The 16475-nt window shown below is 71.0% G+C and carries 12 protein-coding genes; 7 read left to right on the top strand and 5 right to left on the bottom strand.

All coding sequences use genetic code 11. From position 1 onward, the window contains the following. Positions 1-52 precede the first annotated feature (52 nt). The 4 genes from RCR19_RS08115 to RCR19_RS08130 form a co-directional block, all read right to left on the bottom strand. Positions 53-2533 carry a SpoIIE family protein phosphatase gene (locus RCR19_RS08115; protein WP_331264510.1) on the bottom strand — a complete coding sequence of 827 codons (2481 nt, stop codon included), beginning with the start codon at positions 2531-2533 and terminating at the stop codon, positions 53-55. A gap of 218 nt (positions 2534-2751) precedes the next feature. Then, positions 2752-5106 carry an MFS transporter gene (locus RCR19_RS08120; RefSeq protein WP_331269378.1) on the bottom strand — a complete coding sequence of 785 codons (2355 nt, stop codon included), beginning with the start codon at positions 5104-5106 and terminating at the stop codon, positions 2752-2754. 352 nt (positions 5107-5458) lie between these two features. After that, a complete protein-coding gene (locus tag RCR19_RS08125) occupies positions 5459-5902 on the bottom strand; it encodes an SRPBCC family protein (RefSeq protein ID WP_331264511.1) in 444 nt (147 codons plus the stop codon). A gap of 113 nt (positions 5903-6015) precedes the next feature. Next, the gene (locus RCR19_RS08130) at positions 6016-6921 is read right to left on the bottom strand and encodes an alpha/beta hydrolase (protein WP_331264512.1); all 906 of its coding nucleotides are present in this window, start codon (positions 6919-6921) and stop codon (positions 6016-6018) included. A gap of 210 nt (positions 6922-7131) precedes the next feature. Between RCR19_RS08130 and RCR19_RS08135 the strand changes: the two genes are divergently transcribed. The 4 genes from RCR19_RS08135 (at position 7132) to RCR19_RS08150 (ending at position 10989) form a co-directional block, all read left to right on the top strand. Continuing rightward, positions 7132-8181, top strand: coding sequence for an Rv2578c family radical SAM protein (locus RCR19_RS08135; protein ID WP_331264513.1), 1050 nt, complete (start codon positions 7132-7134; stop codon positions 8179-8181). 216 nt (positions 8182-8397) lie between these two features. Further along, entirely contained in the window at positions 8398-9966 is a 1569-nt protein-coding gene (locus RCR19_RS08140) for an alpha/beta hydrolase (protein WP_331264514.1), read from the top strand. A 55-nt stretch (positions 9967-10021) separates the two neighbouring features. Next, positions 10022-10420: a RidA family protein gene (locus tag RCR19_RS08145; RefSeq protein WP_331264515.1), complete on the top strand. Its 399-nt coding sequence runs from the start codon at positions 10022-10024 to the stop codon at positions 10418-10420. Between the two features lie 41 nt (positions 10421-10461). Then, on the top strand, positions 10462-10989 hold the full coding sequence (locus tag RCR19_RS08150; RefSeq protein ID WP_331264516.1) for a GNAT family N-acetyltransferase: 528 nt from the start codon (positions 10462-10464) through the stop codon (positions 10987-10989). Positions 10990-10993: 4 nt separating this feature from the next. Here the strand turns inward: RCR19_RS08150 and RCR19_RS08155 are convergent, their stop codons facing one another. Further along, positions 10994-11569 carry an adenylosuccinate lyase gene (locus RCR19_RS08155; protein ID WP_331264517.1) on the bottom strand — a complete coding sequence of 192 codons (576 nt, stop codon included), beginning with the start codon at positions 11567-11569 and terminating at the stop codon, positions 10994-10996. Between the two features lie 390 nt (positions 11570-11959). Between RCR19_RS08155 and RCR19_RS08160 the strand changes: the two genes are divergently transcribed. The 3 genes from RCR19_RS08160 to ccrA all read left to right on the top strand — a co-directional run bounded on the left by RCR19_RS08160 (position 11960) and on the right by ccrA (position 16470). Continuing rightward, positions 11960-13765: a 3-hydroxybutyryl-CoA dehydrogenase gene (locus RCR19_RS08160; protein ID WP_331264518.1), complete on the top strand. Its 1806-nt coding sequence runs from the start codon at positions 11960-11962 to the stop codon at positions 13763-13765. Positions 13766-13901: 136 nt separating this feature from the next. Continuing rightward, on the top strand, positions 13902-14714 hold the full coding sequence (locus RCR19_RS08165) for a TetR family transcriptional regulator (RefSeq protein WP_331264519.1): 813 nt from the start codon (positions 13902-13904) through the stop codon (positions 14712-14714). Between the two features lie 418 nt (positions 14715-15132). After that, entirely contained in the window at positions 15133-16470 is a 1338-nt protein-coding gene (gene ccrA, locus RCR19_RS08170) for a crotonyl-CoA carboxylase/reductase (RefSeq protein ID WP_059129425.1), read from the top strand. The last annotated feature ends 5 nt before the right edge of the window (positions 16471-16475 follow it).

The raw sequence follows: 16475 nt of genomic DNA on the forward strand, positions 1-16475 counted from the left end.
CTGCGCGCTCGGGTCCCGCCCGCACCACGCCCGGGCAGACCGCCCCGGCGGCTCAGCGGCGTGGCAGTGTCAGTTCGAACCACACCGTCTTGCCCGGGCCGGTACGCGTGGTCCCCCACTCCCGGGCCAGCGTGCTCACCACCCGCAGCCCGCGTCCGAACTCGTCGTCGGCTCCCACGCCGAGCAGCGTGGGCAGGGTGGGATCGTCGTCGTCGACCTCGCACAGCAGCGTGTCGCCGCGCACCAGACGCAGTTGGATGCGCCGGCCGCGGGCGTGCCGCACGGCGTTGGTGACGAGTTCGTCGGCCAGCAGCTCGACGTGGTCCGCCAGCCCGTCGAGCCGCCACTCGTGGAGCTGTTCCCGGACCACCGCACGGGCCCTGCCCGCCTCGGCGGGTTCGGCGGCGAACCCCCACACGGCGACGTCCCGCGGGGCTATGCCGTTGAGCCGGGCCATCAGCAGTGCCACGTCGTCCTTGCGGCCGCCGCAGGTGTTGAGGGCGCGGATGATCGTGTCGCAGGCGTCGTCCATGGAGGCGGCGGGGTGTGCGGCGGACTCGCACAGCGTGGCGAGGCCGACCCCGATGTCCTCGCCGCGCACCTCGACCAGGCCGTCGGTGCACATCACCAGCCGATCACCGGGGGCCACCGGTACGCGGGCGGACTCGAACGGCACCCCACCGACCCCGATCGGGGCGCCAGTCGGCAGTTCGAGCAGTTCGCTGCGTCCGTCGACGGCACGGACGAGCACCGGTGGGATGTGGCCGGCGTTGGCGATGTGCAGTTCGCTCGCGATCGGGTCGTAGACGGCGTACAGACAGGTCGCGAGATAGGTGTCGCCGAGCCGCTGGGCGAGGTCGTCGAGATTGCGCAGCAGCTGGGCCGGCGGCAGGTCGAGGGCCGCCATGGTCTGCACGGCCGTTCGCAACTGGCCCATCATGGCGGCCGAGTTGAGACCGTGACCCATCACGTCCCCGACGACCAGCGCGGTACGGGCACCGGGGAGCTTCACCGAGTCGAACCAGTCGCCCCCGACCCGTCCGAGCAGGGTGCCGGGCAGATACCGGGTGGCGATGTCGCAGCCGGCCATGTGCGGCGCGATGTGGGGCAGCATGCTGTCCTGGAGGGTCTCGGCGACGCTCTCCTGGTACGTGTACATACGCGCGTTGTCGAGTACGAGGCCGGCCCGGGCGGCGAGTTCGGCCCCGGTCACCCGGTCCATGTCGTTGAACTCGGCGCGCTCGGGATGACGCAGCAGGATCATGAAGCCGAGCACCACATGGCGTGCCTTGAGCGGCACGACCAGCATGGAGCGGCCGGTGATGAGGGGGCGTATGTCGCGCTTCTCGAACTGCGCGGCGATTGCATGGCCCAGTTCCTCGCCGATACGCGGCACGAGGACGGGCTCGCCGGTGGTCATGCACTGGAAGAAGGGTGTGTGCGCCGGGAACGGCATGGCCTCGCCGACCGGCACGACGTCGTCCCAGCGGCCCGGCTCGTCGGTGTGCTCCACGGCGACCCGGTGCCACATGGTGGTCGTGTCCGGCACTCCCTCGGCGAACCCCTCGCCGGCGACGACCTGTTCTCTCAGATACGTGCCCGCCACATCGGTGAAGCGGGGCACGACGGCCCTGCTGACCTCGGTGATCGTCTGCGCCAGATCGAGCGAGGTGCCTATTCGCCCGCTGACCTCGTTGAGGAACTCGAGGCGCTCGCGCACCGCGACGTACTCGAGATCCTCGCCGTCGTGCAGAAGATCCTCCGGTACCGGCCGCCCGGACGCCGCGACGCGGGCGGCCTCCGCACGGCGCGCCCTGCGCTCCGCGCGCCGGGGCACACCCCAGTCGGGGGTGACGGGCACCCGGTCGTGCCTGCTGAACTCCAGCACCGGGTAGCCCAGTTCGAGGACCTGGGCGACGATGCGGGCGCTCTCGCCGACGCTCATGCTGGGCATGATCTCGGGCAGTCTGCGGGCGAGTTCCTCGGCACCGGGGAACTCGGTGTGCAGGGCGAATCCCGGGGCGATGGACTCGACCGCCGCTCCGCCTTCCTGGTGCAGCGCGTCCGCGTCGGCGGCCAGCACCAAGAGCCGTTCGGGTCCTGGCCCCACCAACGGGTAGGCCCACCACAGCACATCCGCTCGGTCCCGTCCCGCGCCGGGCCGGGTCTCCGTGGCGCTTCGCCCGCCCTCGGGCACGAAGAGGCGGGCCCGTCCCGCGGCCGGGTAGGACAGCCGCCCGTCGAGCGATGCCTCGAGGCCGGGATCGAGTCCGTCGTACGCCGTGTACGCGTCTCTCCCGCCGGTCTCGGGCAGGGCGCCGGAGACGGGGAGCAGATCGACGGCGGGCCGCCCGACCGCGTCCTGCCGGGCCGTGCCGAACAACCGCCGGGCACCACGGCTCCAGTGCGACACGAGGCCTTCGCGGTCCACCACGACCACGGCCAGGGGTATTCGGCCGGGTGCGGCGTGCTCCGCCGCCTCGTCCCCGGCCGGCGGGACGGGAACCGCATCCGTGTCGGCGCCGTGGTCCATGGCCCGCGCCCTCTCTCCCCCGCGTCCGCAAGATCTGTACCGCCCGACCACGGTACGGCGCAGTCCGGTTGCGATGTGTGGCATTGCGCGAATTGAAGCCGGGCGCCGCGGGCGCGTTCGAGGGGGCGCGGGAGCGGGGCGCGCTCGGAGGCACCGGGCGGCGGGACCGGTCGCCGTCGCCCGGTCCCGCCGCCCGCGCCCCTCGGTCCTCGTGGCCCTCAGTCCTCGTGGCCCAGCTGGAGGTCCCGCTCGGTGCGACCGCCCCCGGCGACCTGCAACACCGTGGCCACCGGCGGATAGCCCGCGGCGATCACCGTGTACTCACCGGACGACAGATCGACAAAACGGAACGTCCCGTCGGCTCCGGTCGTCATCGTGTCGACGACGTTGCCCGCCGCGTCCAGCAGGGTCACCCGGGCGTCCTCGACCGGCCGCCCGTCTCCCGCCCGTACCGTGCCGCGCAGCACGGCGCCGCCCGCGAGTTCGACGTCCTGCCGGGTCTCGCGCGAGGCCTGCACGGTGACGGGCAGCGCGGCCGGGCGGAACGCGGGCGCGCTGGCGGCGAGGGTGTACTCGCCGGCCACCAGCTCGCTGATGACGTACCCGCCCTCACGCCCGCTGCGGGTGCTCGCGACCACCTCTCCGTGCACGTTGGTGAGCGTGACCGCGGCATCGCGCACGGGCGAGCCGTCGGCCGTGAGCACACTGCCCGCGAGCCGTCCCGCGCCACCGAGCACGACGTCCAGTTCGACCGGGCGCTCCCCGACGGTCACGGAGACCGCCTGCGGCTGGTGGCCGCCCGCGGCCGCGATCAGGACGTACGAGCCCGCTCCGGGCGTGGACAGCGCGTACCGGCCGTCCTCGCCGCTCGCACCGCGTCCGATCTGCACTCCCGCGACGTCGATGAGAGTGAGCGCGGCGCGCGGCACGACGGTGCCGTCGGGGTGCTGGACCGTGCCGCACACGGGCACTCCGGCGGCGTACGGCGAACGTGCCTGCGGGACCTGGGCCGCGGGCTGCTGGTCGGCGGGGGCGTTGTGGGACACCAGTGGTTTCTCCTTGAGGAAGAAGGCGATGAGCAGGCCGAGGACGATCACCGGCACGAGGTAGAGGAAGATCCTCGGCATGGCGTCGGCGTATGCGGCGATGTACACGTCGCGCACGGCCGGCGGGAGTGCGTGGACGAGCTGCGGGGTGATGGAGTCGGGATCGGGCAGCCCCGCCCCGGCCCGCGGAGTGAGGCGGTCCTCCAGCGCGTCGGAGAGTCGGCCCGCGAACAGGGTGCCGAAGACGGCGGCACCGACACTGCCGCCGATCTGCCGGAAGTAGTTGTTGGCGCTGGTCGCGGTGCCGAGGTCGGCGGGACTCACGGAGTTCTGCACGGCGAGGATCAGCACCGGCATCACCATGCCGATGCCGGTGCCGAGGACCGCCATCCAGATGCTGTACTGCCAGCGCGGTGTGCCGATCTCCAGCAGGGACAGCAGCCACATGCCGACGGCGGCCAGGGCGCTGCCGAGGAGCGGGAACACCCTGTAGCGGCCGGTGCGGCTGATGAGTTGGCCGCAGACGATCGAGGCCCCGACGATCCCGGCCATCATCGGCAGCATCAGCAGCCCGGACTCGGTGGCGCTCGCCCCGTCGACCATCTGCAGGAAGGTGGGCAGATAACTGGCCGCGCCGAACAGCGCGACGCCGACGACCAACCCCACCAGGGCGGTGATGTTGAAGACGGAGTCCCGGAACAGCCGCAGCGGGATGAGGGGTTCGACGGCGAACCTCTCGGTGATCAGGAAGAGGACGCTCGCGAGGGCCGCACCGGCGCCCAGACCCAGGATGACCCGGGACCCCCAGGCATACTCGGTCCCGCCCCAGCTGCTCAGCAGCACCAGACAGGTCGAGGCGGCGGCCAGCAGCAGTGTGCCGATGATGTCGAGACGGGCCTTCGTGGTGGGTTTCGGCAGTCTCAGCACGACGGCGACCACGGCCAGGGTGACAAGGCCGAAGGGCACGTTGACGTAGAAGCACCAGCGCCATGAGAGGTGGTCGGTGAAGTAGCCGCCGAGAAGGGGCCCGGCCACGGACGCGAGACCGAAGGCCGCACCGATGATGCCCATGAAGCGGCCGCGTTCGCGGGGCGGCACGATGTCGGCCATGATCGCCTGCACGCCGATCATCAGTCCCCCCGCGCCGACACCCTGGACGGCGCGGAAGGCGATCAGCTGATCCATGCTCTGCGCCCGCCCCGCGAGTGCCGAGCCGACGACGAAGACGCCGATCGCGAACTGGAAGACCCCCTTGCGGCCGAAGAGGTCGCCGCACTTGCCGTAGACCGGCAGCCCCACGGTGGAGGTCAGCAGGTACGCGGTGATCGCCCAGGACATCCGGTCGAGGCCGTGCAGCTCACCGACGATCTTCGGGAGGGCGGTGGCCACGATCATCTGGTCGAGGGCGGCCAGCAGCAGTGCGAGCATGAGCCCGACGAACACCAGCCGCACCCGGCGAGGGCTGAGCGCCTCCACGGGTCCCACGGGTGATGCCTCGACCGGAGCACGGGGCGCGTCCGGGACCACGGGCCGTACGACCCGTTCGCTGTCCACGTGCACCGCAGTCGTCCCGCCCACCTAACCGCTCCCCTCGTCGCGCCTGCGCCGCCCATTTCTCGCATTGCGCAACAACTGGGATCAAGCGCGACGAGTCACCCGTGAGGTGCGTCGTGAACGGGTATCCGCCGGTCGGAAGCCCTACGGCGTACAACCGCGTCACACGGAAAACCACTCGAAACGGTGAGCGCGGACGTCAGCCCGGCGACCGCGGAAACGCGCCCCGGAGGCTCGGAACGCGAGTTCCGCGCCCCGGAGCGCGCAGGGAGTCATGACGGCGCCCACGGCTCCGTGCCGTGAGCGGCCGGCGCCCTCCCGGGTGTCACTTCTCCACTTCGGTGGCCAGCCTGGCGAGCACCGCGCCGTAGATCCGGCCGAGGCCCTTGGGCGCGAAGGTCTTCTCGAAGAAGCCGCCGATGCCGCCCGCACCCTTCCAGGTGCTGGTCGCGACGACACGGGACCGGCCCTCGCCGGCCGGGGTGACCCGCCAGGTGGTGACCATGGAGGAGTTGCGGTCCTTTTCGACGAGTTCGCCCTCGGTCGGCTCGGTCACCTCCAGAAGGCAGTCACGGACGCGCTTGCTGGTGGCCTGGAGCTTCCAGTGCACGAGGGTGCCCTCGCCGTCGCCGCCCTCGCGCACCTCGTACTCGCTGAACTGCTCGGGGAGCAGCTTCGAGCGGGTGCCGCTGTAGTCGGCGAGTGCGTCGAACACCGTCTCGGCGTCCGCCGCGATGATCCGCTCCGTCGTGGCCTCGACCTGCGCCATGACTTTCCTCTTCCTGTACGTGTGATGGGGGGCGTGCGCCATCCCATCACACCCGGCACACGGCTTCTGACGGGACATCCGCTCCGGGAGGCGCACTCCCCGGCCGGTACCGCTCATTGCCTGGGAGAACCCGCCTGAAGGGCGAGCCGTTCCTCGAAGAAGGCGAGGGCGCGCAGGTGGTAGGCACGCGCCGTCCGGCCCAGGCTGATGTTGTGGCCCGCGTCCGGTTGACGCTCGACACGGACGACGGGGGCCGCCGTCAGGCGTGCGGTGAGATCGGCGATGTCGCTCTCGTCGTGCCGCCACCACGCCTCGTGCTCGGCGAAGGTCAGCCGGACCGGGACCCGCACCCGCGGCGCGAGTTCGTCGAACGTCCCCGGCCAGCGGGCGACTTCGGCCGCCTCACGTTCCGGCATGGGTACCACCGTCGAGCCGATCGAACGGAAGGTGTCCGGCGGATACAGCCGCAGCGGCCCCCAGTTGCGGTGCCGGTCGGCGCTGGTCGGCATCCGCAGCAGTCCGGCCGCCCCCGGGTCGTAGCGGTGCCCGCAGCCGGACACGTCCAGGGCGAGCGGACCGGCCCCGCGTGCGGCCGCCACCAGGGCCAGCTTGCCCCCGTAGGAGTGCGCCAGCAGGAAGAAGCCGGCTCCCGTGGCGTGCTGCCCGGCGAACCGCTCCATGGCCGACTCCAGCACGTCGGCCTGCTCGGCGAGGGTCTGCCCGCCGGGCAGCTGCTCCGCGGACAGTCCGTAGCCGGGTCGGTCCACGGCGAGCACCGTGAAGCCCAGGCGTGCCCCCAGCGTGAGCAGGGACAGGTCGGGATGGGCCTGACCGTCGAAGTACCCGGCCGACATGCCGCCACCGTGCAGGGCGACCACGGTGGCGCGCGGCCGCCCGTCCGGCGGCTCGGCGAGCAGACAGGACAGGGTCACGTCCCCGGCCTGAAGGGTCAGTCGGCGCACCCCCGCGGACAGGGGTTGCGGCGGTTTCGGTTGCTCCACCACTCTGCTGGGTCGCATACATCCTTTATGTCCCACAGGCCGGCGTGACGGCGCCGGACGCGCCGACCCCCCGGCTCTCGAGCACACCGCTCGGAGCACAGACCGGACGGACGAGGAGACGCAGGTCAGGCGCGACTCTCCATAAAATCGAACGAGTAACCGAATCCACATCGCGATCAAGGGAACAGGTGTTCTATTCTGAGTCCAGTGCTACCGAGGAGGCGCCCCATGCGCTGGGACCATCTGGCCGAGAACCCCGCCGCGGCCCGCAACGCCGCACTGTTCGACGCGGACGCGGTGACGACCCGCACCTTCGACACGCCGGAGTTCCGCGGCATCACCTTCCACGAGGTCAGAGCCCGCTCGATCGTGAACCGGGTACCGGGAGCCTCGCGTATGCCGTTCGAATGGACGGTCAACCCCTATCGGGGCTGCACGCACGCGTGCGTGTACTGCTTCGCACGCAAGACGCACAGCTACCTGGACCTCGACACGGGACTCGGCTTCGACTCCCAGATCGTGGTGAAGGTCAACGCACCGGAGTTGCTGCGTTCCCACCTCGGCTCCCGGCGCTGGCACGGAGAGCACATCGCGATGGGCACCAACGTCGACTGCTACCAGCGGGCCGAGGGCCGCTACCGGCTGATGCCCGGCATCATCTCGGCCCTGCGCGACCACGCGAATCCGTTCTCCATCCTCACCAAGGGCACGCTGATCCTGCGCGACCTCGACCTGCTGAAACAGGCCTCACAGGTCACGGACGTCGGCATCTCCGTCTCCGTCGGCTTCGTCGACCACGAGTTGTGGCGCACCGTCGAACCGGGCACCCCGGCACCGGAGCGCCGGCTGGACGTCGTGCGCGCCCTGGCCGATCAGGGCATCGGCTGCGGTGTCCTGATGGCCCCGGTGATTCCGTTCCTCGGCGACGAGCCGGCCCAACTGCGCGCCACGGTACGGGCGATCGCCGCCGCCGGGGCGACCTCGGTGACCCCGCTGGTGCTCCATCTGCGCCCGGGAGCACGCGAGTGGTTCATGGCCTGGCTCGAACAGCACCACCCCTACCTCGTGCGCCGCTACGAACGGCTGTACGCGGAGGGCGCATACGCGCCGAAGTGGTACCAGCGCCGAGTCACCCGCCAGGTGCACGAACTGGCCCAGGAGTACGGCATCGGACCGACGCGCCCCGGGATGCCGCGCAGGATCAGCCGACCCGAGCCCGAACCCCTCGCGCCGGAAGCGGTGATGCAGCCAGGGCCCACCCAGTTGTCGCTCATCTGACGTCCGGCCCACCCGTGCGCGGCGGACGTAGGGACGCGACCGTACGCTCGCGCGGCCGCACGGCTCCTGACGGTGCTTCAGGGGCATGCGAGCGCATCACGCGGCCCAATCGGGTCAACTCTTGCCCGATCATGTTCTTTCTGCCGGGCAATCCGGGACGATGCGGCAGGGACCAGGCATTCGTGGTCCTATCCCATCCGTCCTGGGAGGCCTGACATGAGACAACGCGCAGCCGTGCTGTGCGGCGCCGCCGTCGTGGTGGCCGGGATGCTCACCGCCGTCCCGGCCGACGCCAGCGCATCGCACACCGCACAAGGGGCGCAGCCCATCTGGAAGAAATGCGGCACCACCAAGTACCCGACGCTCCAGTGCGGGTCCGTGACGGTGCCGCTCGACTACGCGAACCCGCGCGGACAGCAGATCACGCTGGCGCTGTCCCGGGTCCCCCACACCGCGCCGACCTATCAGGGGCCGCTGCTGGTCAACCCGGGCGGGCCCGGCGGAAGCGGTCTGACGCTCGCCGGATTCGTCGCCTCCGCGCTGCCCAAGGCGGTGGCGTCGCAGTACGACGTGATCGGCTTCGATCCGCGGGGCGTTGGCAAGAGCAAGCCCGCCCTGAACTGCAAGCCCGGGTACTTCGAACCGGTCCGCCCGGACACGGTGCCCCGCCTGCCGTCCCTGGAGAGGGCCAACCTCTCCCGCGTCGCCTCGTTCGCCAAGGCGTGCGCCGCCAAGTACGCGGGCGTGCTGCCGTTCATCGACACGGTCAGCGCCGTGCGCGACATGGACGCGATCCGTCAGGCGCTCGGTGCCCAGCGGCTCAACTACTACAGCTACTCGTACGGCACCTACCTCGGCGCCGTCTACGCGAAGCTGTTCCCGCAGCGGGTGCGCCGTCTGGTGCTCGACTCCATGGTCGACCCCACGGGCGTCTGGTACGAGGACAACATCCAGCAGGACTACGCCTTCAACGACCGGCACCGGGCGTTCCTCGCCTGGGTCGCCGAGCACGACGCGACGTACCGGCTCGGCACCGACCCGGCCCTGGTCGAGGCCAAGTGGTACGCGATGCGGTCGGCGCTGGCCAAGCGGCCCGCCCAGAAGACGGTGGGCGCCTCCGAACTGGAGGACACCTACATCCCCGGCGGCTACTACAACGGCCGCTGGCCCCGGCTCGCGGAGGCGTTCGCCGCGTATGCGAACAACGGGAACTCCGGCCCTCTCGTGGCGGCGTACAAGGCCCTCGGCGCGGTCGACGCCTCCGGGGACAACGGCTACAGCATCTACGCCGCGGTGCAGTGCCGTGACGCCTCCTGGCCGCGCGACTGGGCCCAGTGGCGCAAGGACAACTGGGCGGCCTACGCGAAGGCACCGTTCATGGTCTGGAGCAACGCCTGGTACAACGCACCGTGCGCCTTCTGGCCCACGTCCTCCCTGCGGCCGGTCGACGTGTCGAACGACGCGCTGCCCCCGGCCCTGCTGTTCCAGGCGACCGACGACGCCGCCACCCCGTACCAGGGCGGAGTGACGGTCCATCATCTGCTGCGCGGCTCGAGCCTGGTGGTGGAGGACGGCGGAGGCAATCACGGCATCTCGCTGAGCGGCAACGCCTGCCTGGACAAGTACCTGGTGGCCTATCTGGACAAGGGCACCGTGCCGCACGGCACCGGCGACATCGACGCCGTGTGCCCGAAACTGCCCGACCCCACACCGGCGAAGACCAAGTCGGCGTCGGTCGAGGACCGCGGCGCGACGCTGCACGGTCTGCTCGGCTCCCGCGGCTGAGCGACCCCTCCGGCCCGTCGGGGGCGCTGTCACACCCGTGGTCCACCATGGACCCATGAGTGAGCCGACCAGGATTCCCGCCCCCGACGGGGTCGCCCCCGCCACCGCCTACACCCATGTCGTCATGGGCACGGGCCGCTTCGTCGCGATCTCCGGCCAGCTCGCGCTGGACGAGGACGGGCGTCTCGTCGGCGCGGGCGACCCGGCGGCACAGGCCCGGCAGGTCTTCGAGAATCTCCGCCGCTGTCTGGCCGCCGCCGGGGCGACCTTCGACCACGTCGTCAAACTGACCTTCTTCGTCACGGACATGGCGCACATGCCGGCGATCCGCGCGGCCCGCGCCGAGCACATACCGGACGACCGGTTGACGGCCGCCTCGGCGGTGCAGGTGGCGGCGCTCGTGCGCCCGGAGTTCCTCATGGAGATCGAGGCGTACGCGGTCGTGGGCGGATAATCCGGAAGCCGTCCCCGCCCAATCCTGCCTAAGGTTCCGCCATGGACCACCGATCACCCCACATACGCCTGATGACCCTGGCCGACTGCGGCCGTGTCTCGGAGATCCGCATCCGGGGCTGGCAGAGCGCCTACCGCGGGCTCATGCCGCAGCCCTACCTCGACGCACTCAGCGTCGCCGAGGACGCCGAGCGACGTCGCGCCCGTTTCCACGGCGGTGACACCCGCGTGGTGAACCTGGTGGCCGAGCGGGACGGCGAGATCGTCGGCTGGGCGGCGCACGGCCCGTACCGCGACGGCGAAGTACGCACCTCCGACTCCGAGTTGTACGCGATCTACATCGATCCCGCGCACGTCGGCAGCGGGATCGGGCGGGCGCTGCTGGAGGAAGCGGTGCAGCAGTGCGCACCGATGCACGCACGCATGTTCCTCTGGGTCCTGGAGGAGAACGTCCGCGCCCGGCGGTTCTACGAGCGTGCGGGGTTCCGCGCGGACGGCGCCGAGGAGCCCTTCGACGTGGACGGGGTCGCCGTGCCCGAGGTGCGGTACGTGAAGGACCTGACCTCCTGAGAGCTCAACGGGGCCCGGGAAGGCGCGCCAGCGCGTGTACGGCCGCCTCCGCGAGCGCCGGGTGCGCCAGAGCCTCGTTGAGCACGGGCCCTGCGCGTTTGTCGCCGAGCGCCCCGAGCCCCTCCACACAGGCGAGCGCCACCCTGTGGTAGGGATCGTGCGGCCGCAGTCTGCGCTGCAACGTGGTGATCAGCGCGGGTACGGCCTCGGGGGCCCGCAGCTCGACGAGCAGGCGGACGGGGTGGAGGGCGTAGGCGACTCGGAGTTCGTTCGTGGCGAGGGCGGCCGCGGCCCGGGCGGTGCGCGGGTCGCCGAGCCGGGCCAGGGCGTGCGCGGCGGACGCGCAGCGTTGCGGATCGCGGTGGTTGAGCAGCAGCACAAGCGCCTCGAACGCCCGCCGGTCCCCCGCCGCCCCCAGCCGGAAGGCCGCCGCCTCCCGCGCCCACAGGGGCCGGCCGGGCTCCGCCAGCACACCGGCCAGCTCGTCAAGATCGTCCGTCGTCAGCAGCCGCTCGCACTCCGGAGAGCCTCCGGACTCGTCCCGCAAACGCTCCGTGAGCAATCGCAACGCTTCGTTCATGGCGCCGAGACTAAGGGCCCGTGCGGAGCCCGGGGACCTACATCACAAACCTGGGGACTGGCGCGCTCGTTACCGGCCGGTTAAGCTCAATCGAGCGAGTTACCCACTCGCACTGACTTGCGGCGGCCTGGTGACGCAGCCGTCGCAAGGGGCTCCCACCCCGTAAGGCAGTGGGGCGCCGGTCGGTTCGGTACATCGAGTACCTCAGCACGACCCGGCTCCGGGACAGGGCCGGTCGGATCACCGTTCGGCGGACGTATGCACGTCTGCGGACGGCACCGGGCGTGTGCGCTCGTCAGCCCGGCAGACACCCGCAACCTCCGCGCCGTGTGCGCCCGTCGGCGTATCCCGGCCCGCCCCTCAGTCGTCACCTCATTTCTGGAGTCCGCGATGGCCGCTCCCCTCTCCGACACCTCTCTGTCCCCGCTCAAGACCATTGCCGTCGTCGGCCTCGGCACCATGGGCACCGGCATCGCCGAAGTGCTGGCCCGGGCCGGCCGCGAGGTCGTCGGCATCGACATCGACGAAGCCGCGGCCACCAAGGCCGTCGCCGCCCTGGACGCCGCCACCGCCCGCGCGGTGGACCGGGGACGCCTGACCGAGCAGGAGCGCGACGACACCCTGGCCCGTTTCCGCACCTTCACCGACCTGCGGGCCGCGGCCGACGCCGATCTCGTCATCGAGGTGGTGCCGGAGTCGTACGACATCAAGCAGCAGGTCCTCCGGGCCCTCGACGGCATAGTGCGCCCGGACACCGTCCTCGCCACCGGCACCAACGCCCTCTCCGTCACCCGGCTCGCGGCCGACTCGGCCCGCCCCGAACGGGTCCTCGGACTGCACTTCTTCAACCCGGCACCGGCCATGAAGCTGGTCGAGGTGGTCTCGTCCGTGCTGACCGCCCCCGCCGCCGTCACCGCCGTCACCAACCTCGCCCTCGACCTCGGCAAGGAGCCCGTCGCCGTGGGCGACCGCCCCGGCTTCGTCGCCGACGGGCTGCTGTTCGGCTACCTCAACCAGGCCGCCGCGATGTACGAGGCGAAGTACGCCTCGCGCGAGGACATCGACGCCGCGATGAGGCTGGGCTGCGGGCTGCCCATGGGGCCGCTCGCCCTGCTGGACCTGATCGGCATCGACACCGCCCGCACGGTCCTGGAGGCCATGTACGCCGCCTCCCACGACCGGCTCCACGCGCCCGCACCGATCCTCAAGCAGCTCAGCGAGGCGGGTCTGACCGGCCGCAAGTCGGGGCGCGGCTTCTACACCTACGAGGCGCCGGGCAGCCCGGTCGTCGTGCGGGACGCGGCCACGCCGCCGGAGGACGCCGGACCGGTCTCCGGCCGGCCCGTCCGCTCGGTCGGCGTCGCCGGATCGGGCACCATGGCCTCCGGTATCGCCGAGGTCTTCGCCAAGGCCGGGTACGAGGTCGTCATCGCCGCCCGCACCGAGGAGAAGGCCCGGGGCGCGAAGGCCCGGATCGGAAAGTCGCTCGCGCGCTCGGTCGACAAGGGCCGGATGACGACGGAGGCGGCCGCCCAGGCGCTGGACCGGATCCGCCCGACGGGCTCCTACGACGACTTCGCCGACGTCGACCTGGCGCTGGAGGCCGTGGCCGAGGACCTGGAGGTCAAGCAGCAGCTGTTCGCCACGTTCGACAAGGTCTGCAAGCCCGGTGCCGTCCTCGCCACCACCACCTCCTCGCTGCCGGTCGTCGCCTGCGCCCGGGCCACCATGCGCCCGCAGGACGTGATCGGCATGCACTTCTTCAACCCGGCACCGGCCATGAAGCTGGTCGAGGTCGTGCGCACGGTGCTGACCGGGGACGATGTGCACGCGACGGTCCGTGAGGTGTGCGCGTCGGTCAGGAAGCACCCCGTCGACTGCGGCGACCGCGCCGGGTTCATCGTGAACGCCCTGCTGTTCCCGTACCTCAACAACGCGGTCAAGATGGTGCAGGAGCACTACGCGTCCCTCGACGACATCGACGCGGCGATGAAGCTGGGCGGCGGCTACCCGGTGGGGCCGTTCGAACTGCTGGACGTCGTCGGCCTGGACGTCTCCCTGGCCATCGAGAAGGTCCTGCACCGGGAGTTCCGCGACCCGGGCCTGGCCCCCGCACCGCTCCTGGAACACCTGGTGGCCGCGGGCTGCCTCGGCCGTAAGACCGGCCGCGGCTTCCGCGAATATGCCAAGCGCTGACCGACGCGGCGGCCGGCTTCCCGGCGGCGCCGGCTGGGGCGGACTGCTCGATCCGACCGGCGCCCCCCCGCCCTCCCGGGGCGGGGGTGATCCGGGACATGCGCATCATCCTGCGGACATGCAGTACGTTCGGGTCATGTCCCAGCCCGCCAAGTCCTCACGTACACCAGCCGCGACCGACCCGCCCGAGAGCGCCGCGGGCAGTCGCGCCGCCGCCCAGCGGCTCAAGATGCGCCGGGAACTGGCGGCCGCGGCGATGGAGCTGTTCGCCACGAAAGGCTACGAAGCGACCACGGTCGACGAGATCGCGGCGGCCGCCGGGGTCGCCCGGCGCACGTTCTTCCGCCACTTCCGCTCCAAGGAAGAGGCGATCTTCCCGGACCACGACGACACCCTCGTGCGGGCCGAGGCGGTGCTCAACGCAGCTCCCGCACACGAGCATCCACTGGACACCGTGTGCCGCGGCATCAAGGAAGTCATGCGGATGTACGCGGCCCAGCCGGAGATCTCGGTCCAGCGCTACAAGCTGACGCGCGAGGTGCCGACGCTGCGCGAGGCGGAGATCGCCTCGGTCGCCCGCTACGAGCGGCTCTTCACCCGCTATCTGCTCGGCCACTTCGACGAGCACGCGCACGACGACGACGCGAACGACGATCCGCTGCTCGCCGAGGTCGCCGCCTCCGCGGTCGTCACCGCACACAACCACGTCCTGCGGCGCTGGCTCAGGGCCGGAGGACAGGGAGACGTCGAGACGCAGCTCGACCACGCCTTCGCAATCGTACGGAGGACCTTCGGCACGGGTATCGGGGCCGGGCGCGGGGCCGCGCCCCGGACCGCGCCGGCCGCCGTGACCACCCAGGGCGAGGTGCTGGTGACGGTCGCCAGGACCGACATGCCCCTGGACGAGGTCATGCGCACCATCGAACAGGCGCTCAAGGAGCGCTCCTAGCCGTTCACCCGATCGGACCCATCATCGCGGGCCGGCGGCGGCACTCAGTGCCGCCGCCGGCCCGCTTCCGTTTGCGGCCGTTCCATCGGCAACTTTGATCGATCATCGCTCATTTGTTACGTAAAGATTTCATCTGAGAGCAATATCTGGCACCCAGTGCCTTGCAAGGTGACACGCCGTGCCATACGTTGTTCATGTCCGGGCGGCCGGCGTGCGGAGACCAACGCGCACGCCGGCTGTCCCCGCAAGCCCTTCTCGGACGAGCGCGCCCGGACGCCTGCGTCACAGGCACCCTCCCGCGCCACAAAGCGCTGCCAGAGCACCACTGAGCCGAACCGACGGCACCCCTCACACCAGCAGCACACCGACGTGACCCTCAGCGTCTGCCCTCAAGACGCCATTCGCCGGAGGCAACACCGTGAAGGACATCCTGGACGCGATTCAGTCGGGGACGGCAACGTCCGCCGATTTCGCCGCTCTTCCGCTCCCCGAGTCGTACCGCGCGGTCACCGTGCACAAGGACGAGACGGAGATATTCGCCGGTCTCACCACCCGCGACAAGGACCCCCGCAAGTCCCTGCACGTCGACGACGTGCCTCTGCCCGAGCTCGGTCCGGGCGAGGCCCTCGTGGCCGTCATGGCATCCTCGGTCAACTACAACTCGGTGTGGACCTCGATCTTCGAGCCGCTGTCGACCTTCGGGTTCCTCGAGCGCTACGGCAAGCTCTCCGAGCTCACCAGGCGCCACGACCTGCCGTACCACATCATCGGCTCCGACCTCGCCGGCGTGGTCCTGCGCACCGGCCCCGGCGTCAACGCCTGGAGGCCGGGCGACGAGGTCGTCGCCCACTGCCTCTCGGTGGAGCTGGAGTCCTCCGACGGCCACAACGACACGATGCTCGACCCCGAGCAGCGCATCTGGGGCTTCGAGACCAACTTCGGCGGCCTGGCGGAGATCGCCCTCGTCAAGTCCAACCAGCTGATGCCCAAGCCGGGCCACCTCAGCTGGGAGGAGGCCGCCGCCCCCGGCCTGGTCAACTCCACCGCCTACCGGCAGCTCGTCTCCCGCAACGGCGCCCAGATGAAGCAGGGCGACAACGTGCTCATCTGGGGCGCGAGCGGCGGACTCGGCTCGTACGCCACCCAGTTCGCGCTCGCCGGCGGCGCCAACCCCATCTGTGTCGTCTCCTCGCCCGCCAAGGCGGAGATCTGCCGCGCGATGGGCGCCGAGGCGATCATCGACCGCACCGCCGAGGACTACAAGTTCTGGAAGGACGAGCACACCCAGGACCCGAAGGAGTGGAAGCGCTTCGGCAAGCGCATCCGCGAACTGACCGACGGCGAGGACGTGGACATCGTCTTCGAGCACCCGGGCCGCGAGACCTTCGGCGCCTCCGTGTACGTCACGCGCAAGGGCGGCACCATCGTCACCTGCGCCTCGACCTCCGGCTACAACCACGAGTACGACAACCGCTACCTGTGGATGTCGCTGAAGCGGATCATCGGCTCGCACTTCGCCAACTACCGCGAGGCCTGGGAGGCCAACCGGCTCATCGCGAAGGGCAAGATCCACCCGACGCTGTCGAAGGTCTACCCGCTGGAGGAGACCGGCCAGGCCGCCTACGACGTCCATCGCAACCTCCACCAGGGCAAGGTCGGTGTGCTGTGCCTCGCCCCCCAGGAGGGCCTGGGTGTGCGCGACAAGGAGAAGCGCGCCGAGCACGTCGACGCCATCAACCGGTTCCGGAACATCTGAGGCAC

This window comes from Streptomyces sp. WAC07094 (assembly GCF_036320405.1).
GTDB lineage: Bacteria > Actinomycetota > Actinomycetes > Streptomycetales > Streptomycetaceae > Streptomyces > Streptomyces lannensis.

What these genes read in the sequence shown, in the direction of transcription:
- RCR19_RS08160 (WP_331264518.1), top strand. Translation starts at nt 11,960, where the DNA reads ATGGCCGCTCCCCTCTCCGACACCTCTCTGTCCCCGCTCAAGACCATT.
- RCR19_RS08135 (WP_331264513.1), top strand. Translation starts at nt 7,132, where the DNA reads ATGCGCTGGGACCATCTGGCCGAGAACCCCGCCGCGGCCCGCAACGCC.
- RCR19_RS08125 (WP_331264511.1), bottom strand. Translation starts at nt 5,902, where the DNA reads ATGGCGCAGGTCGAGGCCACGACGGAGCGGATCATCGCGGCGGACGCC.
- RCR19_RS08140 (WP_331264514.1), top strand. Translation starts at nt 8,398, where the DNA reads ATGAGACAACGCGCAGCCGTGCTGTGCGGCGCCGCCGTCGTGGTGGCC.
- RCR19_RS08130 (WP_331264512.1), bottom strand. Translation starts at nt 6,921, where the DNA reads ATGCGACCCAGCAGAGTGGTGGAGCAACCGAAACCGCCGCAACCCCTG.
- RCR19_RS08145 (WP_331264515.1), top strand. Translation starts at nt 10,022, where the DNA reads ATGAGTGAGCCGACCAGGATTCCCGCCCCCGACGGGGTCGCCCCCGCC.
- RCR19_RS08150 (WP_331264516.1), top strand. Translation starts at nt 10,462, where the DNA reads ATGGACCACCGATCACCCCACATACGCCTGATGACCCTGGCCGACTGC.
- RCR19_RS08155 (WP_331264517.1), bottom strand. Translation starts at nt 11,569, where the DNA reads ATGAACGAAGCGTTGCGATTGCTCACGGAGCGTTTGCGGGACGAGTCC.
- RCR19_RS08165 (WP_331264519.1), top strand. Translation starts at nt 13,902, where the DNA reads ATGTCCCAGCCCGCCAAGTCCTCACGTACACCAGCCGCGACCGACCCG.
- RCR19_RS08115 (WP_331264510.1), bottom strand. Translation starts at nt 2,533, where the DNA reads ATGGACCACGGCGCCGACACGGATGCGGTTCCCGTCCCGCCGGCCGGG.